Consider the following 22,903-nt stretch of genomic DNA (forward strand, 5'->3'; position numbering starts at 1 on the left):
TCGGGCTGTAGGGTCTCAAATTTCGTGTCGGAATCTCACGGCCAATGTCGGATCCAAGTCGGATCCGACATTGGCCGTGAGATTCGCAGGCCGTTGCCGTACCTCGTTCGAGTGAAAGCACCTTCTCGTGTCCCCGGCAGGTCGGCGGACCACCACCTGACAGGTGCGCTGCGACGGGACATACCCGGTCGCCAGGCGGTAGGCGGCGAGCGCGACCAGGCCCACGGCTGTCAGGGCACGGTGATGACGATCTTGCCGCGCGCGTGGCCGGTGGCGCTGGCGTCGTGAGCTGTGGCGGTCTCCTTCAACGGGAACACGGCGTGCAGCGGGACGGTGAGGCGTCCGCGGTCGGCGAGATCGGCCGCCAGTGGCAGTCCTGCCCAGCCCGGCGACTCTCCTGCTTGGGAGCGGGAGTACCGCACTCCGTGTCGGTCGGCGTCGAAGTCTGCGATGGTCACCACGCGGTGCGGGTCGCCGGCGATGGCCACCAGTTCGCCAAGAGAGCCCTTACCGGCCGCGTCCAGAACCACGTCGACCCCGTGCGGAGCCAGTGGGGCAAGGCGATCGGCCAGCCCCGCCCCGTAGGTGACCGGAACGACGCCGAGCTGGTCGAGGAAGCCGTGGTTGCCTTCGCTCGCGGTGCCGATCACGTCGAGGCCGCGAGCCTGGGCGAGTTGCGCGGTGATGGTGCCGACGCCTCCGGCGGCACCATCGATCAGCAAGGTCATGCCCTCGGCGGCTGCCAGGGCCTCCAGTACACGCATGGCTGTGTCGATGTTGCCCGCGGCGCCACCCGCTTCCTCGAAAGACCATGACTGAGGCTTGGGTGCCCATGCCTCAAGGACGGCGTACTGGGCCGCGGCGCCTCCCTGATCCACGAAGGGGACGAGGCCGAAGACCTCGTCCCCCACGGCGGTGCCGGTCACCCCCTCTCCCACCTCGTCGACTATTCCGGCGGCATCCATGCCGGGGATGTGGGGGAAGTCCAGGGTGGCGATGTCCCGCAGCGTCCCTGAACGCAGGTACCAGTCAGCGGGGGTGACGCCGGTGGCACGCACCGCGATGCGGACCTGACCGGGCCCGGCGTGCGGCTCTTCGACCTCCTCCATGCAGAGGACTTCGGAACCGCCGTAGCGGTGGTATTGCATAGCAAACACGGACAACCTCCATACGCGTAGTCAGTCGTTCAGCAGGAGAGCTTGCAGTCGCTCACCTCTGCGGGACCGTCAGATTCCCGCTTGGTCCCGGTCAGTGAAGAAATTGATCACGTCCTGGGGCGTGGGGTTGTGGGCGACTTCGGCGGCGGCCCGCGGCGCTGCGGGGGAACAGCGCTTGTTCGTATGAGGTGAGGGCGGTCTCGATGTCGTCGGGGTGTGCGGCTAGGGCCTTTCCGAGTTCGGCACCGTCCTGCATGGCCAGGTTGGCGCCTTCACCGTTGGGGGTTGAGAGGTGGGCGGCGTCGCCGAGCAGGGTCACTCCCGGCACCCGGTCCCAGCGGTGCCCGACCGGCAGGGCGTGGAGGGGGCGCAGGACCGGTGCGGTCTGGCCGGCGGTGATCAGGGCGGTGAGTTCCGGTGCCCAGCCGTCGTACTCCTCCGCGATCCGCTCGGCGGCTGCGGCGGCATCGGTGAAATCGATGGTTGCGAACCAGTCCTGCGGCTTGGCCAGTGTGATGTAGGTGCGGAGGACCCCGCTCTTCTCCCGGTGAGCCACGAGCCACTTCCCGTTCCCGTCCGGGTCGAGCGCGACGAGTGTCCCGCCGCCGACCGCTTTCGCGGCGGCCGGGTGCCGGGTGTCGGCGTCGTGCAGGTAGGTCTCGACGAAGGACCGGCCGACATATTCGGGTGTGGCGTCGGAGAGCAGCGGTCGGACTCGTGACCATGCGCCGTCCGCGCCGACCAGCAGGTTCGTGACGACGGCGGCGGCGCCTGCGAAGGTCACCTCGTGGCGGCCCTCGGTGAGGGCGCGGACGCCAGTGGCCTTGTGGCCCCATCGGACGGTGCCGTCGGGGAGTGCGTCCAGCAGGATCTGTCGCAGCTCGCCGCGCTGTACCTCGGGGCTTTCGCCCGTGCCGTCGTCGGCCTTGTCGAACAGGACGGTTCCGTTGTGGTCCAGGAGCCGTATCGCTTGGCGGCCCTCCAGGGTGAGGCCGCGGAACTCGTCCATCAGTCCGGCTGCCTTGAGGGCGAGTTGGCCGTTGTGGTCGTGGATGTCGAGCATCCCGCCCTGCGAACGCGCCGTCGGGGAGGACTCCGCCTCGTAGACCGTGACCGGGATGCCGTGGAGGTGCAGGACGCGGGCCAGGACGAGGCCGCCGAGTCCGGCGCCGATGATCGTGACAGGAGTGTGCATGGGGCTCCTTGCGTGTCGCACACCTGCCGGGTGGGCCCCGGCAGGGTCGCTGGAAGGAAGGCAGCTCGCCGGGCCGTGCGACCGGGCAGGGAACGGCTCAGACGACGATGACCCGGCGCCCGCGCGTGTGACCGGCCTGGCTGTCGATGTGTGCCGCCGGGGCCTCGGCGAGCGGGTACGACTTCTCGACCGGTATGTGGAGCTTTCCCCGCGTGATGAGACGGACGGCCTCGGCGAGGGCTTGCGGAACGTTCCCGGTCACGCCGGAGTACCGGGCACCGAGTTCCGGCGCACCCAGGTCGGCGATGGAGACCACCCTCCGCGGATCCCCGGTCAGCTCGACGAGCTCGCGGATCACGCCTGACCCGGCCAGATCGAGCGCCGCGTCGACCTGTCCCAGCCGCCGCACCCGCTCGACCCAGCCCTCGCCGTACGTCGTGGCGAGGGCGCCCAGGCTCCGCAGATACTCCTGGTTCGCGGCTCCGGCCGTGCCGATCACCGTGATGCCGCGCTCGTGGGTGATCTGGAGGACCGCCGATCCAACTCCCCCGGACGCGCCGCTGACCAGCAGCGTTTGCCCGGACCGCACACCGGCCTGACCGATGATGCGCAGCGCGGTCTCCACGACGGAGGGGTACCCGGCCGCCTCTTCGAAGGTCAGGCTCTCGGGCATCCGGGCCCAGGCCGCGAGGACGGCGAACTCGGCATACGTACTTGAGCCTCGCCCGAACACGCGGTCACCGACCTCGACCCCTTCGACGCCCTCGCCGACCTCGTCCACCACCCCGGAGGCGTCCTGCCCGACTCCGGCGGGCAACTCGACCGGGCGGACCTTCTGGAACTGGCCTTCACGGATCCGCCAGTCGACCGGGTTCACGCCCGCCGCCCGCACGGCGACGCGTATCTGGCCGGGGCCCGCGTGGGGCTCCTCGGCGTCTTCGAGGTGGAGAACGTCGGGACCGCCGAACTCGGCGAAGCTCACTCTCTTCATGCGGCCGACCGTAACACTAACGGTTATGGTTTAGAAACTGCTACTCCTTTGGATTTGGTAGTGTCAGCGGCATGACCGTGCCGACGACCGGACGCCGTGAACGCAAGAAGGCCGCGACCCGCCAGAAGATCGCCGATACCGCCCTGCGGCTCTTCCTGGAGCGCGGGTACGACGCGGTGGGCATCCGTGACGTGGCCGCCGAGGCCGACGTGGCCGTCACCACGCTCTTCTCCCACTTCGCCTCGAAAGAGGCCCTGGTCTTCGAGCAGGACGAGAACTTCGAGCAGCGCCTCACGCAGGTGGTCACCGGCCGGAGGCCGCACGAGCCACTCATCCCCGCGCTGCGCCGCGAGATCCAGGCCATGGTCCGGCACTGCACGGGGGACGGCGCCGCCCCGATATACCGCATGATCGACGCGTCACGTGCCCTGCGGGAGTACGAGGAGTCGATGCGGCTGCGCTACGCGGAGTCGCTGGCCACGGCCCTCGTCGCCGATCCCGACCTGTCACAGAGCGCAACGGCCTGCCGGACGATCGCGAGGTTCGTGATCGACGCCTATGCGCTGGCCCACGAGGCGGCCGACCCGGACGCCGCGCTGGACGAGATCTTTCAGATGATCGAGGCGGCCTGGGAAGTCACCTGACCTTCTAGGTGAGGCTGCTGGCGAGCAGTGATTCCAGAGCCGGACGGGGCCTCAGCACGAACTCTGGTTCCGCACGAGCCAACTCGTCTCGGAATGACATCCGATCCGATCAAGACGGACCGTCGATGAAACGATGCGAAGTTGAGACTCCGACGTCCGGCACGACGTGAGACTGCGGAAGAACCTGCAGGTCACGAGGGCGATCTCCGACACCAGCCGCGAGACCCTGCACGGGCGGGGTGGGGATGGGGGTCGGCGTGCCGGCCCCCTTGCGGTCGGGCGGGCGATGGGCTGAACTGACGTACCGTCAGGATTCAGGGGTTGGGCGTGGAGGGGGGTGGCCGGATGACTGCGCGGGAGACGGCGCGTGCCGGGGACGCGGGGCGGTCGCAGGGCGCGGGCGCGGTGGGGCGCGCGGAGGTGCGGTTCGATCTGCCGGAGGTGGACGCCTTCACCCGGCCGTACTGGGCCGCGGCGGCCGAAGGGCGGCTGCTGCTGCGCCGGTGCCGGGCCGAGGGGTGCGGGGCCGTGCACCACTACCCGCGCGAGTTCTGTCCGCACTGCTGGAGCGAGGACGTCACCTGGGAGCCGGCCACCGGCCGCGCGACCCTCTACACCTGGTCCGTCGTGCACCGCAACGACCTCCCGCCGTTCGGCGACCGGGTCCCGTACGTCGCGGCCGTCGTCGAACTCGCCGAGGGGCCACGGATGATGACCGAGGTCACGGACTGCGCGGAGCCGGACCTGCGGATCGGGATGCCGCTCGCGGTGCACTTCCGCGCCGGGTCCGGGGTGGGGGGCGGTGGCGGTCCGGCGGGGGACGGCGGGTGCGCGATTCCGGTGTTCCGGCCGGTGTGAGGGCGCGCCGGTGCGGCCGCCCGGGGTGCGCCTCGCCGGCGGTCGGTGCCCGGTGGCGGTCGGCGCCCGTCGGTTGCCGACAGCCGGGTGTCGATGCCCGTCGGGTGGTGGGCGTCGGGTAATTGAGTGGCGGCCCGGGGGTGTCTCGGGGAGGCTGTCCCGGTGCTGATCCGAGAGGCAAATGCGGCCGACTGGCCGGCGATCTGGCCCTTCTTCCGGTCCGTCGTACGAGCCGGCGAGACCTTCAGCTATCCCGTGGACATCGACGAGCCGACGGCCCGCGACCTCTGGATGCTCCGACCGCCCGGCCGCACGGTGGTCGCCGTAGACGACTCCGGGGCGGTGCTCGGCTCGGCCAAGATGAACCCCAACCAGATGGGCAACGCCGCGCACATCGCCAGCGCCAGTTTCATGGTCGACCCGCAGTACCGCCGGCGCGGCATCGGGCGGGCCCTGGGCGAGCACGCACTGGCCTGGGCCCGCGCCGAGGGCTACCGGGGGATGCAGTTCAACGCGGTGGTGGCGGCCAACACCGGCGCGGTCGCCCTCTGGCAGTCCCTCGGCTTCCGGATCATGACCACCATCCCCGAGGGCTTCCATCACCCCACTCAGGGCTATGTGGGGCTGCACATCATGTACCAGCGGTTGTAGCCGCAGGTGGCGACGTCCCCGTAGCCGCAGGTGGCGACGCCCCGAGGTGGCGACGCCCCGAGGTGTCGCCACCGCGCCCGTCGCCACCGCGCCGCCGCATCCTGTCGGCCCGGGGTGTGTGCCGACCTCACGGCCAGAGCAGTTCCTTCTCCCAACCACCCTCCGTACGGCGGTAGTTGAGCCGTACGTGCTGACGCCGGTGCGGATCGCCCTGGAAGAACTCGACCTCGTCGGCGCGCAGCACGTAGAGCGTCCAACTCGGGACCGGGGCGTCCGGTTCGCGCGCGGCGCGCTCCCAGGCGGCGTCCGCGGCGCGGGCCAGTTCCTCGGCCGAGCCGAGCACCTCGCTCTGGCGGCCCACCAGGGCGGCGGCCAGCGCGCCCGTGGAGCGGTGGTGCAGATCGGCCGCGCTCTCCTCCGGGCCGGCCGCGGTCACCGTGCCCCGGACCCGTACCTGGCGGCCGACCGCCGGCCAGTAGAAGGCCAGCGCGGCCCGCGGGCGGGCGGCCAGTTCGCGGCCCTTGCGGCTGTCGCGGTGGGTGCCGAAGTGCCAGCCGTGCTCGTCCGCATCGTGCAGCATCACGATCCGCACGGACGGGTCGCCGGCCGCGTCCGCCGTGGCCAGGGACATGGTGTGCGGCTCGGGAACGCCGGCCTCGGCGGCCTCGGACAGCCACTGTCGGAAGAGCGGCAACGGCTCGGCGGGCGCCCGCCGAGCCGCGAAGGACGGCAGCTCGCTCTCCCAGACCCGCAGGCCGCGCAGCAGGGTACGGAAGGCACGGGTGTCGGCGTCGGCGTTGGCGTCGACGTTGTCGGCCTTGGCGTCGGCGTCGGCCCGGGCGTCGACTTCCGGTGCCGGCTCGGGGGCCGCTGACCGGGCGGGGTCCGATGACGGGACGGGTTCCGGAGTGGCCCCGGCGGCGCGGTGATCCGTGTGATCGGGCATGTCAGGCAGCGTACGCGGGGCGCCCGCGGTGCCCGGGGCGCGGGCCGGAGGCGGCGGTGGGGCCCGGCGCGGCCGTACCGGGAGCCGCCGCCGGTGCGGGGCAGCCCTTGGGCGTGATCGCGCGGGCCGCCCCGGCCTCCGGCAGGTAAGAGGGCAGGGGCGGGGCCTACCCCCGCCCCAACACCACCGTCCCCGACGAGCAGAACCAGCCGCCGGTGCCGGACGCCACGGCGAGCTGCGGCAGGGCGCCGTCCGGTTTGCGGACCTGGCGGTCCGGGCCGGCCTCGCCGCGCAGCTGCCGGACCGCCTCGACCAGGAGGAACAGCCCCCGCATGCCGGGGTGGCAGGCGGCCAGTCCGCCGCCGTCGGTGTTGACCGGCAGTTCGCCGTCCCGCAGCAGCCGCCCCTTCTCGACGAACGCCCCGCCCTCCCCCTTGGCGCAGAAACCCAGGTCCTCCAGGGTCACCAGGGTCATGTAGGTGAAGGCGTCGTAGATCTCGGCGAGGTCGATCTCGGCGGGGCGGACGCCGGCCCGTTGGAAGGCGAGCCGGCCGGAGACGGCGGCGGGGGAGACGGTGAAGTCCGCCCACTCCGCCATGGTGGTGTGCGAGGCGGCGGTGCCGGAACCGAGTACCCAGACGGGGCGTTTGGCGAGGTCGGGCACGTAGTCCTCGGCGACGAGCAGCACCGCGCAGCCGCCGTCGGAGCGGATGCAGCAGTGCAGTTTGGTGAACGGGTCGGCGATCATCGGCCCGGACAGCACCTCGTCCACGGTGATCGGCTCGCGGTACATGGCGTCCGGGTTGGTGGCCGCGTTGGCCCGTGCCTGGACGGCTATCTGGGCGAGCTGTTCCAGGGTCGTCCCGTACTGGTGCTGATGGCGGCGGGCGGCCATGGCGTATTTGGCGATCAGGGTGTGTCCGTAGGGGACTTCGAACTGGAGCGGGCCGCGGGCGCCGAAGGAGAGGTTGGCGGTGCGGCGCTTCGCCTTGATGTCGGCGCGGGCGGTGGAGCCGTAGACCAGGAGGACGGCGTTGGCGTGGCCGGCCGCGATGGCGTCGGCGGCGTGTGCGGCCATCACCTCCCAGGTGGCGCCGCCGACCGAGGTGGAGTCCACCCAGGTGGGGCGCAGTCCCAGGTATTCCGCGACCTCGACGGGGGCGAGGGTGCCGAGCCCGGCCGAGGCGAAGCCGTCGATCACCGACCGGTCGAGTCCGGAGTCGGCGAGCGCCCGGCGGGCGGCCTGGGCGTGCAGGGCGTAGGGGGTGGCCTCGTCCACCCGTCCGCAGTCGGACAGTGCGACTCCGGCGACGGCGACCTTGCGGTTCCGGGAAGGGGTCCCTGGCGTCAGCCTCATGAATCTGACGGTACATCAGATTTGGCGGGGCGGGCAGGGCGGGCAGGGGGCGACGGAAGGCGCTCGGCCCTGGCAGATGCCCCGAAGGCGCGTACTCCAGTGGGATGCTTCGGGCGCCCTTCTCTAGGAAAGTGGCACCCTCCCCCCTAACATGACGACCCGTCAGATCGGACCCCGTCCGAGCGGACGGGCGTCGCCGCACGGCCGGGAGGAGCCCGCCGATGGATGCCGCGTTCACCGAGGAGCAGGACGAGATCCGCCGCACCCTGCGCGCACTGCTGGACAAACGCTGCGGCCCGGACGAGGTCAGGGCGGCGGTCCGCACCCCGGCGGGCTATGACGAGGCGCTGTGGCGGCAGCTCGCCGGGCAGCTGGGACTGCCCGGCCTCGCCCTGCCCACCGCGTACGGCGGGGCCGGCTGCGGACCCACCGAACTCGCCCTGGCCTGCGAGGAGACCGGCCGCGCCGTGCTCCCCGCCCCACTGATCGGCACCGCGGTGCTCGCCGCACCGCTGATCCTGGCGCTGGGCGGGGAGCGCCGGCGCGCCGCACTGCTGCCGGCCCTCGCCGCCGGGGAGTCGACCGCCACCCTCGTCGTACCGGGCGGGCAACTGGCCACCGCGCTGGCGCTGACCGGGCCCAACGACGGCGACTGGGCCGGCGGCGGCCGGGCCGGCGGAATCCAGGCACGGTTCTCACAGGAGCGCGATGGGGGTACCCGCGGACAGAGTCCGGGGGAGTCGTCGCCGAACGGTGGTGGTGGGCGACGGGCGGGCGGTGCCTGGCGGCTCTACGGGGAGGCCGGGCAGGTCCTCGACGGGCACACCGCGGACGTCCTGGTGGTCGCCGCGCACACCGGCGGCTTCGCGCGCAGTCGCACCCTGCTCTTCACCGTCCGGGCGACGGGGCCGGACGGCAAAGAGGCGCCCGGGCTGCTGCGGACCCGGCAGACCGCGATGGACGAGACCCGGCCGCAGGCCCGTATCGAACTCCGCGAAGTGGAAGCCGAGTTGCTGGGGGAGGACCCGTCCGGGGGTGACGGCGCCGCGGACGCGGTGGCCGCGGCGCTGGCCGCCACCGGGGCGACGGCGGCCGCGTGCCTGGCGGCCGAGGCGGTCGGCGCGGCCGACGCGGCGCTGTCCCGTACGGTCGGCTACGTCAAGGAGCGCACCCAGTTCGGCCGGCCGATCGGCTCCTTCCAGGCGGTGCAGCACCGGCTCGCCGACCTGTACGTGGCGGTGCAGGCGGCGCGCTCGGCGGCGTACTACGCGGCCTGGGCGGCCGGCGGCGGACGCCCCGAACCAGGGGTGGGCGCACTGGCGCTGGCCCAGGCGCTGGAGACACTGCGCGCGGTGGCCGCCGAGGCGGTGCAGCTGCACGGCGGGCTCGGCTTCACCTGGGAGCACGCGGCGCACCTCTACTTCAAGCGGGCGGCCTGCGACGAGCTGCTGCTGGGGCCGGTGCACCGGCTGCGGGCCCGGGCGGCCGAACAGGCGGGCCTGTTCGGGGCGGGGAACGGGACGGCCACCGGGGTGGGCGCGGACGCCCTCGCCGGCCCGGCGGTGCGAGCGGCGGTCGGTGCCTGATGGACCGGCGTACCCGCCTGGTGCAGAAGATCTCCTCGACCCGGACGTTCGCGCGGATCGCGCCGCACGTCATCCCCGTGCTGGACCGCGCCGTCCACCGGCTGTCCGGCGGGAAGACACTGCTCAGCACCCGGATGCTGCCCGGCGTCGTACTGACCGCGACCGGTGCCCGGAGCGGGCTGCCGCGGAGCACCCCGTTGGCCTGTATGCCGCAGGACGACGGGGGTTGGCTGCTGATCGGCAGCAACTTCGGCCGCCCGGGGCATCCGGCCTGGACCGGGAACCTCCTCAAGAATCCGGAGGCGGAGGTCAGTTGGCGGGGGCGGGACATCCCGGTACGGGCCCGGCTGCTCACCGGGGAGGAGCGCGAGCGGGCCTGGCGGGCGGCGCTGGAGTTCTGGCCGCCGTACGCGGCCTATCAGGCGCGGGTGGAACGGGAGATCCGGCTGTTCCGGCTGGACCGGCGCTGACCAGGTCGGACCCGGGCCGTGACGCACGCGCGGGTGCCGTACGGCCCCTGGAGGGCGGTCGGCACCCGCTGCGTGTGGGATACGGCTATGGCAGGACGGACACAGGACGGAGCGTGAACTGTCCCGGAAACGCCGGGACATCGAGGAGGCCGTGGCTTCCTCGGCGGCGGAGCGGCGACTGAGGCGCGGCGTTGCGGCTCAGCGCTCGGCTCGATGGGAGCGGCGTGACGGCGATCCCGGTGGTGCGGCGATCTCGGTGGTGCTGTTGCGCGGTGGTGCTGTGGTGCGGTGATCCCGACGCGGACCCGCTGGGCCCGGGCGTGCGGGTGGCCCGTTACTTGGTGGGCTTCTTGCCGGTGACGCCGAAGTGCACCAGCAGCGCCAGGTTGGGCTTGAGGTCGGCCTGCTTGACGCCCCAGCTCTGGAAGCCCTTCTGGTGGCCGGCGACCGCCGCCAACATGGCGACGATGGAGCCGGCCATGGCCGCCGCGCTCACGTCCTTGTCGACCTTGTTCTTGGCCTGGAGCTCCTGGATGGACTCCGTAAGGGAGTTGGTGACCGCGTTGAGGATCTTCATGCGGATCTTGTAGAACCGCTTGTCGCCCTCGGCGGCACCCAGGTCGACGACGCGCAGGATCGCGTCGTGCTTGCGCCAGAAGGAGAGGAAGCCGTCGACCAGTTCCTCGGCGGCCTGCCAACCGGACTTGCCCACCCAGGAGCGTTCGGCGACCAGATTGGTCAGGCTCGCGCCCTCTTTCGCCATCTCTTCGGCGATTTCGAGGACCGCGCCTTCGACATCCGGGAAGTACTGATAGAACGTCGCGGGTGAAGTGCCCGCTTTTCGGGCCACATCGATGACTTTGACGTCCCGATAGGGGGACGAACTGAGCATTTCACTGAGGCAGTCGAGAAGCTTTTGCCGCGTCGCCTGTCCGCGGCGGCCGGCAACTCTGCCGTCGACGGTTCGAACTTGTCCTGTCATGCCGTCAGCTTACCGAGGGGTGATCGGAGCGCGATTTGGCTGCCTGCAAATGGGGACGGGGGAGTTCGGGGCGTCCGGTGCCTGTTCCCGCCCTGGTTGCGGGCCTGGTCGCCGCCGGAACCAGGTGCACGACCATTGGTCCGATCCAGTGAATGCTGTTATCAACAGGCTGTGGACAACTTCGGTGGATAAGAGGTCGGTGCGGGGGTGTCGGGCGTCCGGTGGCCGTCGGGCGGGAATCCTTGCGTCGTGCGCGGTGTCACAGCCGCGAAATCGCCGTCGGCGGCGCAGAATTGATCCATTGACGCAGAGTGAGCCGCGGGGGAAGGCATGCGTACGGATACGGGCGGGGAAATGGAACGATTTCGGCCACGGGGGACCGGTCGCCGGTGTGGACGTCCGACCGGTGCCGGTGCGGCGACGGGGGTCCTGCCGCTCGACCGCCCGGGCGGAATCCGTCCGTCCGGATGGGGCGATGAGCGGCGGAAATTCCGCGAACCTCGCCCTTAGGCGGGCCGCAACTGGCCGGTAACCCTGCGGCAATCGCCCGTCCCCGGACGTATCGGAGCACGTCAGGGCGGGGTGGAATACGCCGGGTAATGGCCTTGTTGCGTACCGCAGGGGGTGAGTCGGGACACGGCCGACAGGCCCCGGGTTCGCAACCGCCCGGCCGGCCAGGAAGAATCAGGGTGCGTACGGCCGTTTCGGCCAGGCGGTGAGACGCTGCGCGGGGCGGTGGCTCTCGGCGGCTCGTGGCTATTGAGAGTCTCGTTTTATGCCCCACGGGGAGGTGGCAGGCAAGTGGTGGAGCAGCTGACGCAGCACGATCCCCGGCGGATCGGCCCGTTCGAGGTCCTTGGCCGTCTCGGGGCCGGCGGCATGGGCCTGGTCTATCTGGCGCGGTCGGCGTCCGGCCGGCGAGTGGCGATCAAGACGGTCCGTACCGAACTCGCCGAGGACCAGCTGTTCCGGGTCCGGTTCACCCGCGAGGTGGAGGCGGCCCGCGCGGTCAGCGGCTTCTACACCGCGGCCGTGGTCGACGCCGACCCGAGGGCTGCCGTGCCGTGGCTCGCGACCGCGTACGTGCCCGCGCCCTCCCTGGAAGAGATAGTCAATGAGTGCGGGCCGCTGCCGGTCCAGGCGGTGCGCTGGCTCGCCGCCGGCATCGCGGAGGCGCTCCAGTCCATCCACGGCGCCGGCCTCGTCCACCGCGACCTGAAGCCGTCGAACGTCCTGGTGGTCGAGGACGGCCCCCGGGTGATCGACTTCGGCATCGCCTCCGGGGTGTCCAACACCCGGCTGACGATGACCAACGTGGCCGTCGGCACGCCCGCGTACATGTCGCCGGAGCAGGCCCGCGACTCCCGCAGCGTCACCGGCGCCAGCGACGTCTTCTCGCTCGGCTCCACCCTGGTCTTCGCCGCCACCGGGCACGCGCCGTTCCACGGCGCCAACCCCGTCGAGACGGTCTTCATGCTGCTGCGGGAAGGCCCCGACCTGGCCGGACTGCCGGACGACCTCCGGCCGCTCATGGACTCCTGTATGCAGATGGAGGCGGCCCACCGGCCGTCCCCGGCCGATCTCCAGTCCCAACTGGCACCGCACCTCTTCAGCTCCGGCAGCGACGACAGCGGCACCGCGTCGGCCTGGCTGCCGCCCGGCGCCGTGGCGCTCATCGAGCGGCGGCGCGGCGGCGGCCGGGGCGCCGTGGCGCCGAGCACCCCGCGGTCCGCCGCCGCGCCCCGCGACGCCGGCCGCCCGGAGCCCGCGCCGCCCGTGCCGCAGGCCCCGCCGCAGCCCGTGGCGCAGCGGGCCGAGAGCGGCCGGCCGGCCGCCGACGGCTGGCCCGGCCGGATCGGTGCCGGTCCCGGTGCGCACCGCGCCGCCGACCCCCGCGGCGCGGCGGCCCCGGTGCCGCAGGCCGCCGGCCTGGGGGGTGCGCCGCCCCTGGAGGGCTCCGGCGGTCCCGTACGGCTCGGCGGCTCGCCCGCCCCGATAGGGCCCGGACCGCGCGCCACCGACACCCCGCAGCAGCAGCGCGGAGCGGCCGCCGCGACGAACTGGGTCCGGCCGCCGGCCGGCGCTCCGCCGGGCGGGGTGCCGCAGCAGGGCGCGGCCACGGGCAGCGGTGGCCAAGGTGACCTCGCCCCGGCCGCCCCGCCGGAGGCACCGCCCGCCGAGCCGGGCCGTTGGCGCCCCTGGCGGTTCCGGATGTCGAACGACGTCTGGGGCACCCCGGTGGTCGCCGGTGAGCTGCTCTACGTCACCTCGTTCGAGGTGCACGCCCTCGATGTGGCGAGCGGCCGGCGGAAGTTCAAGACCCGCGACGTCGCCTGGGCGATGGCGGTCGCCGACGGCCGGATCCACGCCTCGGACGGCCCCACCCTCTACGCCCTGGACGCCGACGACGGCAGCGAGCGCTGGCGGCTGAGCAGCGAGGGGTGGATCTACGCCCTGACCGCCGACCGCGGCACCGTCGTCACCAGCACCCGGGGCGGCGGCATCCAGGCGTGGGAGGCCACCACCGGTGAGCTGCTGTGGGAGCTCACCGGCGCCCAGACCGACTTCGAGAGCCCCGAGGCCGCGCCCGTGCAGCACGACGGCACGGTCTACGTCTGGGCCGACGCCCGGCTGAAGGCGCTGGAGGCGCGCACCGGCGTCGAGCGCTGGTCGTACCCGGTGGGCGACGCGGCGTCCTGCGGCGGCGTCCCGATGCGGCTGCTGCCGGCGTCGGACGGCATGGTGTACGTGGTCGCCGGCACCCGGGTGCTGGCCCTCGACGCCGCCCGCGGCGATGTGCGCTGGCACTTCGAGGCGCCCGCGGTCTTCCTGAGCCCGCCTGCCTTCGCGCCCGGCCCCGCCGTCACCGGCGGCGGCCTCTACCTCGCCGACTATCTGGGCACGGTCTACGCCCTCGACGCGGCGGACGGCCGGGACCGCTGGCGGATCGCCACCGAGGCCCGCCAGTCCAGCGAACCGGTCCTGGTCGCGCACGGCGCCGTCCACCTGGGCAGCGGCAAGGCGCTCTACACCCTCGACGCGGTGACCGGCACCCCGCGCTGGCGCTTCCAGGCGGGCGCCGAGGTGGTGGGCTCCCCGGTCGTCGCCGAGGGCCGGGTGCACTTCGGCTCCGCCGACCACTGTCTGTACACCCTCGACGCGATGGGCGGTCAGCTGCGCTGGAAGCTGGCCACCGGTGGTGAGATCACCGGTTCGCCGGTGGCGGTCGGCGGAGTGGTCTACGCCTGCAGCAAGGACCGCTGTGTGTACGCGCTGGACGCCGCCAAGGGGACGGGCCTGGCCCGGCGCCCGTAGGGCCTCGTGGCCTCAGGGCCGGTGCGGACCGGTCGGTCCGGGGTCGCCCGGTGCCTCCGGCCCGTCGGGCGGGGTCGGCCAGTCCGGTCGGGTCGGTTGGGTCGGCCGGTCGTCCTGGCCGTGCTCGGGTCCCGGTGGGCGCTGGTTGCGGCCCCACTCCACGGGCGGCGTCGGCGCATGCGGCCGGATCGGTCGGGTCGGCCCGGTCGGTGCCGCGGCGGGGGGTGCGGGGCGGTAGGGCTCCGGGTGCCACTCCTGGGTGGGCTGGTGGCCGGGGTCCCAGGTGTCGGGCGGCGGGCGATGGGGCGCGGCTTGGTCCCCGTAGTCCCCGTAGCCCCCATAGTCCTCGTAGTCCTCGTCCTCGTCCGCGGGGACCCGGCGGGTGCGCCCGCGCATGACGAGGGCGCTCAGGATCAGCAGGGCGCCGCCGCCCATGGCGTTGGCGACGCCGACGCCCAGCCCGTGTGTGCCGGCGGTGAGTTCGCCCGCGCTCTGGCCCTGGCGGACCATCCACAGGATGGTGAAGCCGAGGACCACCAGCCCGGCGAGGGTGATGACCCATCGGGAGCGCAGCGCCACGCCGATCAGCGTCAGCAGCCCGGCGAAGACCATCGGGAGCACCAGGGAGCCGAAGAGCGTGGCGCCGTTGTCCGTGAGGCCGTTGAAGAGGTCCTCGATCCGGACGTCGCTGCCGTGACGGCCGTCGTACCAGGGACGGAAGGGGCTCCAGACGGCGGCCGTCGCTCCGATGAGGGCGATCAGGGAGCCGAGAACGTTGCGCACCACCGGCGTCGCCTCGTTTCGACTCGTCCCGTCGTCCCGTGACCGACGCTACGCCTGCCCGTCTGCCCCCGCTAGACAAGCACGGCCGGATGCGGCCCGAGTCCGCTGAGGGGCCCGTACGGGGCGTCCCCTGCTCTTGCTAGGGTGCCGTGCACGCGTCAACCCTGAGGGTGGCGGGTCTTGAACGTAGCAACGGGGGATGGGCGAAGAACATGGAGCAGCGCACGCATACGGGCACGGCCGCCGGAGGCACCGCGGACCGGGTCCGGAGGGGGGTCAGGGCGGGGCTCGCGGTCGCGGTGGCGGCGGTCACGCTCGCCACGGTCGCCGGCTGTGCGTTCGGCCGGCCCAAGGTCAACGTGCCGCCGCCGGACTGGGCGACGGCGTCGCCCTCCTCCAGTAGCTACGACCCGTTGCACCCGACGCCGACGGACACGCCCGGCTACGACAGCTACTCGCCGTCGCCGACGGAGGAGACCTTCGACCCGGACGGGCGGTCCGACGTCCGCGGCAGCGGCTGCGACTTCTCCTCCTCGCTGCGCCAGTTCACCTACACGCTCTCCATCACCAACCCGTCCACGACCAGCTCGTACTCCTACGACATGCGGATCGACTGGATGAAGGACCGGCCGGCGGACGGCTCGACCTACGGGGAGCACCAGCGCAGCGTCGTGGTGGCGCCCGGCGCGACCGAGACCTACACCGCCAAGTACACGCTGAACCAGTCGTCCTGGCAGGCGTTCTCGTACACCTGCCAGATCACCCGGGCGCAGAAGACCAAGATGTGAGGCCGGTCCGGCGGTGACGTGCCCGGTGCGCGGCGGGTCATCTGACGGGTGGCGGGGCGTCCCCGGTGTTCCGTGGGCGGGCGGTGAACAGGGCGGTCTGGCGGTCCGGCGGCAGGTTGCCCAGCGCGATCAGCTGCGGGGCGTGCGCCAGGGCCTGCGCCCGGGTGGCTTCCTTGGCGGCCCACAGGGCGCGGACGGTGCCCTGGACGGCCTCGGTGGGCTGAGCGGCCAGCACCGCGGCGCGGCGCAGCGCGGTCTCCGCGGCGGCGCCGGGCGGGGTCAGCTCGGAGACCAGGCCGATGGCGTGGGCGCGCCGGGCCCCGAGCCGTTCCGCGCTGCCCATCAGGGCGAGCCGGGCGATCTCCCCGTAGGGCATGCGCTGTGCCATGAGGATGGACTCGTAGGCGCTGACCATCCCGTAGGTGGTGTGCGGGTCGAAGAAGGTGGCGTGCTCGGCGGCGATGATGAACTCCGCCTCGCCCAGGAGGTAGAAGGCGCCGCCGCAGGCCATCCCCTCGACCGCGGCGAGCACCGGTTTCCACAGGTCGTTGGCCTTCGGGCCGATCCGGAGCAGCGGGTCGTCGAGGGAGAACGGGGAGGACGGCTGGGGCACGTCGGCGGTGCGGTCGATGCCGGTGCAGAAGGCGCGGCCGCCGGCGCCGGTGATCACCGCCGCCCGTACCGTGTCGTCGAAGCGGAACTCCCGCCAGAGGGAGGCGAGTTCGGCGGCGGTGGCGAGGTCGAGGGCGTTGTGCCGGGCGGGGCGGTCCAGGGTGACCAGGGCGACCCCGTCGGCGGTCTCGGTGCGGACCCCGGGGGACGTCACGGCCGCTCCAGGACCCAGCGGGGGACGGTCACCCCGCCGGGCATTGGGTGGAAGACCGCCTTCACCGGGGCGCCGATGCGCAGCCGGGCCGGGTCGACGGAGTTCAGGGCGGCGTCCGGGGTGGTGACGAGGTTGCCCACCAGGCGGATCCGCGGGGCCTCGGCCAGCTCCACGATGATCGCGTTGTAGGGGGCCTGGGCGGCGTAGGCGGGCAGCAGTGGCGGGTGGGGCATGACGTACGACCAGATCCGGCCGCGGCCGCTCATCCGCTGCCAGTGGGCGGTGAACGACTGGCAGTGCGGGCAGCAGGGGCGGGGCGGGAAGCGCGGTTCGTCGCAGTCGGTGCAGGTCTGCACGCGGAGTTCGCCGCGGGCCGCGTACTCCCAGAACGGCGCCCCGTCCTCGTCGGGGACGGGAAGTAGCAGGTCAGCGCCGGGGTCCGGGGGATTGTCAGTGGCGGGTGGCAGGCTTGTGGTCATGGAATCACGGACGGTTACGGATCCGGTCCCGGCGGCGGTCCCGCCCGGGGAGTGGTCTGCGCGCATCGCGTATCAACTCCTCAGCAGCAGTGCGGAGGTGGGCACGCCCTCGCCCGCGGTGACGAGGCAGGTGGCGGCGTCCGGGACCTGTGCGGTGCTGGTGCCGCGCAGCTGGCGGACGCCTTCGGTGATGAGGTTGAAGCCGTGCACATACGCCTCGGAGAGGCCGCCGCCGCCGGTGTTGAGGGGGAGTCGGCCGCCGATCTCCAGGGCGCCGCCCTCGGTGAAGGCCGCGCCCTCGCCGCGTCCGCAGAAGCCGTAGCCCTCCAGGGAGAGGGGTATCAGGGGGGTGAACGCGTCATAGATCTGCGCCACGTCCACGTCCTGCGGTCCCAGGTCGGCGCCCTTCCAGAGGTGGCGGGCGGCGGTCCAGGCCGGGCCGGTGAGCGGGTCGTCGTTCCAGTAGTTGACCATGCCGTGGTGCTGGGCGGGCAGGCCCTGGGCGGCGGCGTGGACATAGGCGGGGCGCTGGCGGCAGTCGCGGGCCCGTTCGGCGGAGACCACGACGCAGGCCAGCGCGCCGTCGGTCTCCAGGCAGTTGTCGAAGAGGCAGAGCGGTTCGCTGATCCAGCGGGCGGTCATGTACATCTCGCGGGTCAGCGGGCGGTCGTACATCATCGCGGCCGGGTTCTGGTTGGCGCGGTTGCGGCAGGCGAGGGCGACGTTGAAGAAGTGGTCGCGGGTGGCGCCGTATTCGTGCATGTAGCGCCGGGCCAGCATGCCGATCTCGTCGGCGGGGCGGAGCAGGCCGAAGGGCCGGGTCCACTGTCCCGGGGTGGGGAGTTGGGCGCGGGTGTTGGTCCACGGCCGCGGTCCGGAGCCGCGTTTGCGGGACCGCCAGGCGACGCCGACGCTCGCCTGCCCGGTGGCGATGGCGGCGGCCAGGTGCGCCACCGTGGCGCAGGAACCGCCGCCGCCGTAGCCGACCTTGGAGAAGTGGGTGACGTCCCCGGCGCCGATGGACTTGGCGACCTCGACCTCGTCGGTCTCCTCCATGGTGTACGAGGCGAAGGCGTCCACCTCCGACGGGGCGATCCCGGCGTCGTCCAGGGCCGCGACGATCGCCCGGCACGCCAAGGTCTTCTCGGATTCCTGGAGTTGTTTGGCAAAGGGTGTCTGTCCGATACCGACGATCGCCGTAGCGTCCTTGAGGGTCGCCCCCATCGCCACCTCCGTGGTCGGCGTCACTGCTGACAGCGGAGGAGGCTACCGCTAATCTGACGGACAGTCAGCTATGCGGTACGGGGTCTTTTGCCGGGAGCGGGAGGCAGCGATGGGCGAACAGCTCGATGCGCGGGCGGACATGGCGTACGGTTCGCTGGCCCACCTGGTGCGTGCGGCGGCCGCGCGGTACGGCCCCCGCGAGGCCGTCGTCGAGGGCCGCACCCGGGTGTCCTACGCCGAACTGGGCGCGCGGGTGGAGCGGGCCGCCGCGGCCTGCGTCGCGGCCGGTGTCGTCCCCGGCGACCGGGTCGCGGTCTGGGCACCCAACACCCTCGAATGGATCGTCTCCGCCCTCGGCGCGGTGACCTCCGGCGCGGTCCTCGTCCCGGTCAACACCCGCTTCAAGGGCGCCGAGACGGCCGGCATCCTGCGCCGCACCCGCGCCAAGCTCCTCTTCGTCACCGGCACCTTCCTCGGCACGTCCTACGTCGCCTCGCTGCGCCGCGCCGCCGAACAGGGCGACGGCCGCGGCCCGCTGCCCGGACTGCCGCACCTGGAGCGGGTCGTGGTGCTCGCCGACGACGCCCCCGCCGACTTCACCACCTGGCGCGACTTCCTCGCCGCCGGTGCGGCGGTGCCGTCCGGCACGGTCCGCGCCCGGGCCGACGCCCTCGGCCCCGACGACCCCTCGGACATCATCTTCACCTCCGGCACCACCGGTCATCCCAAGGGCGCCGTGATCACCCACGGCCAGACCCTGCGCGCGTACGACGTCTGGAGCGAACTGGCCGGTCTGGAGGAGGGCGACCGCTACCTCATCGTCAACCCCTTCTTCCACACCTTCGGCTACAAGGCCGGCATCATCGCCTGCCTGCTGCGCGGCGCCACGATGGTTCCACAGCCGGTCTTCAGCGTGGAGACCGCGCTCGCCAACATCGCCGCCGAGCAGATCTCCGTCCTCCCCGGCCCGCCCACCCTCCACCAGCAGCTCCTCGACCACCCCGACCGCGCCCTGCACGACCTCTCGGCGCTGCGCCTGGTCGTCACCGGCGCCGCCGTCGTCCCGTTGGAGCTGGTGGAACGGTTGCGCGGCGAGCTGAAGGTGGCCACCGTCCTGACGGCCTACGGCCTGTCGGAGAGCACCGGCGTGGTCACCATGTGCCGCCGCGGCGACCCGCCCGAGGCGATCGCGTCGACCTCGGGCCGGGCCATACCGGACACCGAGGTCCGGGTCGTGGACCCCACCGGCCGCCCGCAGCCGCCCGGCGAACCCGGCGAAATCCTGGTCCGCGGCTACCACGTCATGTCCGGCTACTTCGAGGACCCGGCCGCCACCGCCGCCGCGATCACCCCCGACGGCTGGCTGCGCACCGGCGACGTCGGCGTCCTCGACCCGGCCGGCAACCTCCGGATCACCGACCGCATCAAGGACATGTTCATCGTCGGCGGCTTCAACGCCTATCCCGCCGAGATAGAGCAACTCCTGCTCCGCCACCCGGACATCACCGAGGCCGCCGTCATCGGCATCCCCGACCGTCGTCTCGGCGAGGTCGGCAAGGCGTACGCGGTCCGCCGCCCCGGGGCCCACCTCACCGCCGACGACCTGATCGCCTGGTCCCGCCGCGAAATGGCGAACTACAAGGTCCCCAGGGAGGTGGAGTTCGTCGCCGGACTCCCGCGCAATGCGAGCGGGAAGGTGGTCAAGGGGCTGCTGCGGAGCGGGGCTGCGGGCGCCGGCCGGGGCGTGCCCGGCTGAGTCCCCCCGGGAGATCCGGACCGCAACGGTCCGGCGGCCAGCACGACCAGATGGCCCAGCAGGTGCCGTACCGCGTATGCGGAGCACGGGGTGGGCGCCGCCAGTTGCTCCTCCGTGGTGCCCGCGGCGAGCCGTGCCACCTCCTGCGTCTGCGCCGCGAAGTCGATCACCGCGGTCCGCGCTGCCTTCTCGGTCATGGTCCGGGCCCTCTCCACACCGGACCGGCCACCGCGGCCGGTCTCACCAGTGAAGACCCCCGGCCCTCCGCGAACTCATCGGCGCGCCCGGCTGCGGTCCGTAGCGTTCCCGTAGCGCTCCCGCAGTGCCGCCTTCGCCACCTTGTTCAGCGGTCCGCCGCGCGGCAGCGCATCGGTGATCTCCAACTGCTCCGGCAGCTTCTGCGTCATCAGCCCGGCCGCCCGCAGATGCGCGGTGAGGTCGGCCAGGGTGAGCCGGGGCGTACCCGTACCGCCGCCGTCCCCCGCCCCGGCCAGCGTGACCACCGCGCAGACCCGCTCGCCCCGCTCCCGGTCCGGCAGCCCGATCACCGCCGCCTCCGCCACCGCCGGGTGGGTGTGCACCAGGTCCTCGATCTCCTGCGCGGAGATGTTCTCGCCCTTGCGGATGATGATGTCCTTGAGCCGCCCGGTGAGCACCAGGTGGCCGTCGGCGCGCAGCCGCCCCAGGTCGCCGGTGCGGAAGGAGCCGTCCGCCGCGAACGCCTCGGCCGTCAGCGCGGGATCGGTGTACCGCCGGAAGACCATCGGCCCGGTGACCGTCACCTCACCCGTCTCGCCGGGCGCGGCCGCGCTCCCGTCGGGCCGGACGATCCGCACCTGCGCGCCGGCCACCGGCCTGCCGACGGTGTGCGTCAGTTGCTCGTCGCTGTCGTACGGCGTTCCCATCGCGATCATCGGGCACTCCGTCATCCCGTACCCGTGCACGATCGCGCAGCCCAACTCCCGCCCGGCCGCCCGGTACAGCTCGGCCGGCAGCGGCGCACCGCCGCCGGACAGCAGCCGAAGCGAGGGGATCAGCCGGCCGGCGTCCGGCGTGGCCGCCCGGCGGCGTCGCGACGCCTCGTGGAACGCCTGGTAGAACGCGGTGCTGCCGCCCGCCATGGTCACCCCGTGGCGCCGGTAGACTTCGGCCGCCCGCGCCGCGTCGAACGTCTCCAGCACCACCGCCGGAAACCCGCTGACCAGCATGGCGATGACGTAGTCAGGCCCGGCGATGTGCGCGTACGGGAACGCGATCGAGCCGATGTCGTCGGCCGACATCCCCAGTGCGGTGGCCAGCCCGACACCGCCGGCGATGAGTGAGGCGTCGGTGTGCTCGACTCCCTTGGGCGCGGAGGTCGTTCCGGACGTGTAGTAGATCCAGCGCGTGTGGTCGTCCCCTCCTGCCGGGGGTTCCGGCAACGCGCCAGGATCCCCGTCGGGCAGCCCGTCCGCGACCGGGACCACCCGCACTCCGGTGCGCTCCCCGACCGCGCCGCGCACCATCGCCGGATAGTCGAACCCCCGCCACACCCCGGGCACGAGGACGAACTCCGCCGCCGACTCGGCCAGGACGAACCCGACCTCCCGCGCCCGGTGCAGATGGAGCACCGGAGTCTGCACGGCCCCGAGCCGGGCCAGCGCGAGCGACGCGACCACCGTGTCGACGCGGGTCGGCAGCTGCCACATCACCCGCGTACCGGCCCCGATCCCCAGCTCCCGGAACCCGGCCGCCGCACGCAGCGCCGCCTCCCGGACCGCACCGAAGGTCACGGTCCGCCCGCCGTCCCCGTCGAAGAACATCGGCGCGTCCCCGGAGGCCCGCGCCCGGTACTCGACCAGTTCCCACAGCGTGCGTATACGGGCGGGTTCGAACACGGCGCGCCTCCTGGGGTGGATGGGCGGGCGGTGCCGCCGGCGTACCAGATCCAAGTCGCGTGACTGTACCGCAATCTGACGGAACATCAGATAGTGCGGAGGTGAAGAACGACGCCGGCGGGGGCATGCGGTCGCATGGCCCCGCCGGCGTGGTGTGAACAAGTCGTCTACAAGGGCGGAGAAACGAAGGAGACAAAGAGCGGAGAAACGGGCGGGAAGCGCCGAAGAGGGCGACGGGTGAGCGGTGGACAAGAGGTGTGCTCTGGGAGCGTCGGGCGGCCGGGCGGCCGGCCTGCGGTCCCGGGTGCCCGGATCAGGGTGTGTGGCGGTCCTGCGGGGTGACGGCACTGGTGATGGGCGCGTGGCGATCGTAGGGCTGCACGAGGGTGGGCCGGGTGTGCGGTGCCTCGGCCAGCGCCGGCGCGGTGGCGGTGCCGAGCAGGGCGACGGTGACGGTGGCAAGGGCTACAGCGTGAAAGGTGCGGGTCACTCTGGTCTCCTTTTCTGAAGATGGGATGGCCACTTGCCAAGTGAGGCTAACCATGACCGGACAGATGTTCGGTGGTGTGGCCGGAAAGCGATGGAGTGCGACCGAATGTGCGGCCGTGTCCGGACAAGCAGCAGGGGCCGGTCCCGATGGCTCCCCTCCATGCCATCGGGACCGGCCCCTGCCGTCCCCCGAAATCCCTGGAAAATCCCCCCCGGAATTTCCTGAGATTCCCCCGAAACAGTCTGGTTCAGCGCGGCTCGCCCAGCGGGGCGTGCTTGTCCTGTGCGGTGACGGTGCCGGACGGTGCCGCCTCGGCGTTCACGGGCTTGACGGGTGCCTTCTTGCCGAGGCCGGGCGTGGCGATCGGCGCGTGCTTGTCCATCGGCTTGATGATGTCGCGCTCGTTGCGTGCCGGTGCCTGTTCGTTCGTCACAACAATCAACTCCTGTGTGTGGGCGCTTTCGGAAGGCCCGGCCGGCGACTCCCCCGTTGGCCGCCGGACGGACGTTCCATGGCCGCTCACCTTAA

General features: G+C 72.6%; 21 protein-coding genes and 1 pseudogene. 8 read left to right on the forward strand and 14 right to left on the reverse strand.

Translation table 11 applies throughout. The features are described from left to right. Positions 1 to 230 precede the first annotated feature (230 nt). The 3 genes from ACFVT2_RS35450 to ACFVT2_RS35460 form a co-directional block, all read right to left on the reverse strand. Positions 231 to 1,157: an NADP-dependent oxidoreductase gene (locus ACFVT2_RS35450; protein WP_390024811.1), complete on the reverse strand. Its 927-nt coding sequence runs from the start codon at positions 1,155 to 1,157 to the stop codon at positions 231 to 233. 91 nt (positions 1,158 to 1,248) lie between these two features. Then, complete coding sequence (locus tag ACFVT2_RS35455) at positions 1,249 to 2,352, reverse strand: FAD-dependent oxidoreductase (protein WP_390024813.1); 1,104 nt, start codon at positions 2,350 to 2,352, stop codon at positions 1,249 to 1,251. A gap of 97 nt (positions 2,353 to 2,449) precedes the next feature. Continuing rightward, a complete protein-coding gene (locus ACFVT2_RS35460; RefSeq protein WP_390024815.1) occupies positions 2,450 to 3,343 on the reverse strand; it encodes an NADP-dependent oxidoreductase in 894 nt (297 codons plus the stop codon). Between the two features lie 71 nt (positions 3,344 to 3,414). On the opposite strand from ACFVT2_RS35460, the gene ACFVT2_RS35465 reads away from it, so the two are divergent. The 3 genes from ACFVT2_RS35465 (at position 3,415) to ACFVT2_RS35475 (ending at position 5,496) form a co-directional block, all read left to right on the forward strand. After that, positions 3,415 to 3,987 carry a TetR/AcrR family transcriptional regulator gene (locus ACFVT2_RS35465; protein ID WP_390024817.1) on the forward strand — a complete coding sequence of 191 codons (573 nt, stop codon included), beginning with the start codon at positions 3,415 to 3,417 and terminating at the stop codon, positions 3,985 to 3,987. Between the two features lie 345 nt (positions 3,988 to 4,332). Continuing rightward, positions 4,333 to 4,845, forward strand: coding sequence for a Zn-ribbon domain-containing OB-fold protein (locus ACFVT2_RS35470; protein ID WP_390024819.1), 513 nt, complete (start codon positions 4,333 to 4,335; stop codon positions 4,843 to 4,845). A gap of 162 nt (positions 4,846 to 5,007) precedes the next feature. Continuing rightward, positions 5,008 to 5,496, forward strand: a complete 489-nt coding sequence (locus tag ACFVT2_RS35475; protein ID WP_390024821.1) for a GNAT family N-acetyltransferase — start codon at positions 5,008 to 5,010, stop codon at positions 5,494 to 5,496. A 127-nt stretch (positions 5,497 to 5,623) separates the two neighbouring features. Here the strand turns inward: ACFVT2_RS35475 and ACFVT2_RS35480 are convergent, their stop codons facing one another. Then, the gene (locus ACFVT2_RS35480; RefSeq protein WP_390024823.1) at positions 5,624 to 6,442 is read right to left on the reverse strand and encodes a pyridoxal 5'-phosphate synthase; all 819 of its coding nucleotides are present in this window, start codon (positions 6,440 to 6,442) and stop codon (positions 5,624 to 5,626) included. 166 nt (positions 6,443 to 6,608) lie between these two features. Beyond that, positions 6,609 to 7,799, reverse strand: coding sequence for an acetyl-CoA acetyltransferase (locus ACFVT2_RS35485; RefSeq protein ID WP_390024825.1), 1,191 nt, complete (start codon positions 7,797 to 7,799; stop codon positions 6,609 to 6,611). Between the two features lie 221 nt (positions 7,800 to 8,020). Between ACFVT2_RS35485 and ACFVT2_RS35490 the strand changes: the two genes are divergently transcribed. Then, positions 8,021 to 9,385, forward strand: a complete 1,365-nt coding sequence (locus ACFVT2_RS35490) for an acyl-CoA dehydrogenase family protein (RefSeq protein ID WP_390024826.1) — start codon at positions 8,021 to 8,023, stop codon at positions 9,383 to 9,385. Further along, positions 9,385 to 9,855 (forward strand): nitroreductase family deazaflavin-dependent oxidoreductase, encoded by a 471-nt coding sequence (locus tag ACFVT2_RS35495; protein WP_390024828.1) that lies wholly within the window; start codon positions 9,385 to 9,387, stop codon positions 9,853 to 9,855. Before ACFVT2_RS35490 ends, ACFVT2_RS35495 begins: the two co-directional genes overlap by 1 nt. Positions 9,856 to 10,189: 334 nt before the next feature. Here ACFVT2_RS35495 and ACFVT2_RS35500 read toward each other — a convergent pair whose 3' ends face one another. Continuing rightward, complete coding sequence (locus tag ACFVT2_RS35500) at positions 10,190 to 10,837, reverse strand: TetR family transcriptional regulator (RefSeq protein WP_100607574.1); 648 nt, start codon at positions 10,835 to 10,837, stop codon at positions 10,190 to 10,192. Positions 10,838 to 11,638: 801 nt separating this feature from the next. On the opposite strand from ACFVT2_RS35500, the gene ACFVT2_RS35505 reads away from it, so the two are divergent. Beyond that, complete coding sequence (locus ACFVT2_RS35505) at positions 11,639 to 14,152, forward strand: PQQ-binding-like beta-propeller repeat protein (protein ID WP_390024830.1); 2,514 nt, start codon at positions 11,639 to 11,641, stop codon at positions 14,150 to 14,152. A 12-nt stretch (positions 14,153 to 14,164) separates the two neighbouring features. Here ACFVT2_RS35505 and ACFVT2_RS35510 read toward each other — a convergent pair whose 3' ends face one another. Then, positions 14,165 to 14,938 (reverse strand): hypothetical protein, encoded by a 774-nt coding sequence (locus tag ACFVT2_RS35510; protein WP_390024832.1) that lies wholly within the window; start codon positions 14,936 to 14,938, stop codon positions 14,165 to 14,167. 209 nt (positions 14,939 to 15,147) lie between these two features. Between ACFVT2_RS35510 and ACFVT2_RS35515 the strand changes: the two genes are divergently transcribed. Beyond that, entirely contained in the window at positions 15,148 to 15,723 is a 576-nt protein-coding gene (locus ACFVT2_RS35515; RefSeq protein WP_390024834.1) for a hypothetical protein, read from the forward strand. 37 nt (positions 15,724 to 15,760) lie between these two features. Here ACFVT2_RS35515 and ACFVT2_RS35520 read toward each other — a convergent pair whose 3' ends face one another. The 3 genes from ACFVT2_RS35520 to ACFVT2_RS35530 all read right to left on the reverse strand — a co-directional run bounded on the left by ACFVT2_RS35520 (position 15,761) and on the right by ACFVT2_RS35530 (position 18,252). After that, positions 15,761 to 16,549: an enoyl-CoA hydratase/isomerase family protein gene (locus tag ACFVT2_RS35520; RefSeq protein WP_390024836.1), complete on the reverse strand. Its 789-nt coding sequence runs from the start codon at positions 16,547 to 16,549 to the stop codon at positions 15,761 to 15,763. Further along, the gene (locus ACFVT2_RS35525; RefSeq protein WP_390024838.1) at positions 16,546 to 17,028 is read right to left on the reverse strand and encodes a Zn-ribbon domain-containing OB-fold protein; all 483 of its coding nucleotides are present in this window, start codon (positions 17,026 to 17,028) and stop codon (positions 16,546 to 16,548) included. The genes ACFVT2_RS35520 and ACFVT2_RS35525 overlap by 4 nt, the downstream gene beginning before the upstream one ends. A gap of 72 nt (positions 17,029 to 17,100) precedes the next feature. Beyond that, positions 17,101 to 18,252, reverse strand: a complete 1,152-nt coding sequence (locus tag ACFVT2_RS35530) for a lipid-transfer protein (RefSeq protein WP_390024871.1) — start codon at positions 18,250 to 18,252, stop codon at positions 17,101 to 17,103. Between the two features lie 109 nt (positions 18,253 to 18,361). On the opposite strand from ACFVT2_RS35530, the gene ACFVT2_RS35535 reads away from it, so the two are divergent. Continuing rightward, entirely contained in the window at positions 18,362 to 20,008 is a 1,647-nt protein-coding gene (locus ACFVT2_RS35535; protein ID WP_390024840.1) for a FadD3 family acyl-CoA ligase, read from the forward strand. A gap of 29 nt (positions 20,009 to 20,037) precedes the next feature. On the opposite strand, the pseudogene ACFVT2_RS35540 reads toward ACFVT2_RS35535, so the two are convergent. The 4 genes and pseudogenes from ACFVT2_RS35540 to ACFVT2_RS35555 all read right to left on the reverse strand — a co-directional run. Further along, a pseudogene (locus ACFVT2_RS35540) lies at positions 20,038 to 20,205 on the reverse strand (maleylpyruvate isomerase N-terminal domain-containing protein); the annotation flags it as partial. Between the two features lie 75 nt (positions 20,206 to 20,280). Further along, positions 20,281 to 21,885 (reverse strand): class I adenylate-forming enzyme family protein, encoded by a 1,605-nt coding sequence (locus ACFVT2_RS35545; protein ID WP_390024842.1) that lies wholly within the window; start codon positions 21,883 to 21,885, stop codon positions 20,281 to 20,283. A 313-nt stretch (positions 21,886 to 22,198) separates the two neighbouring features. Then, positions 22,199 to 22,375 (reverse strand): hypothetical protein, encoded by a 177-nt coding sequence (locus ACFVT2_RS35550; RefSeq protein ID WP_390024844.1) that lies wholly within the window; start codon positions 22,373 to 22,375, stop codon positions 22,199 to 22,201. Between the two features lie 247 nt (positions 22,376 to 22,622). Continuing rightward, entirely contained in the window at positions 22,623 to 22,808 is a 186-nt protein-coding gene (locus ACFVT2_RS35555; RefSeq protein WP_390024846.1) for a hypothetical protein, read from the reverse strand. Positions 22,809 to 22,903 lie beyond the last annotated feature (95 nt).

It is taken from the genome of Streptomyces sp. NPDC058000 (assembly GCF_042886435.1).
Taxonomy (GTDB): Bacteria; Actinomycetota; Actinomycetes; order Streptomycetales; family Streptomycetaceae; genus Streptomyces.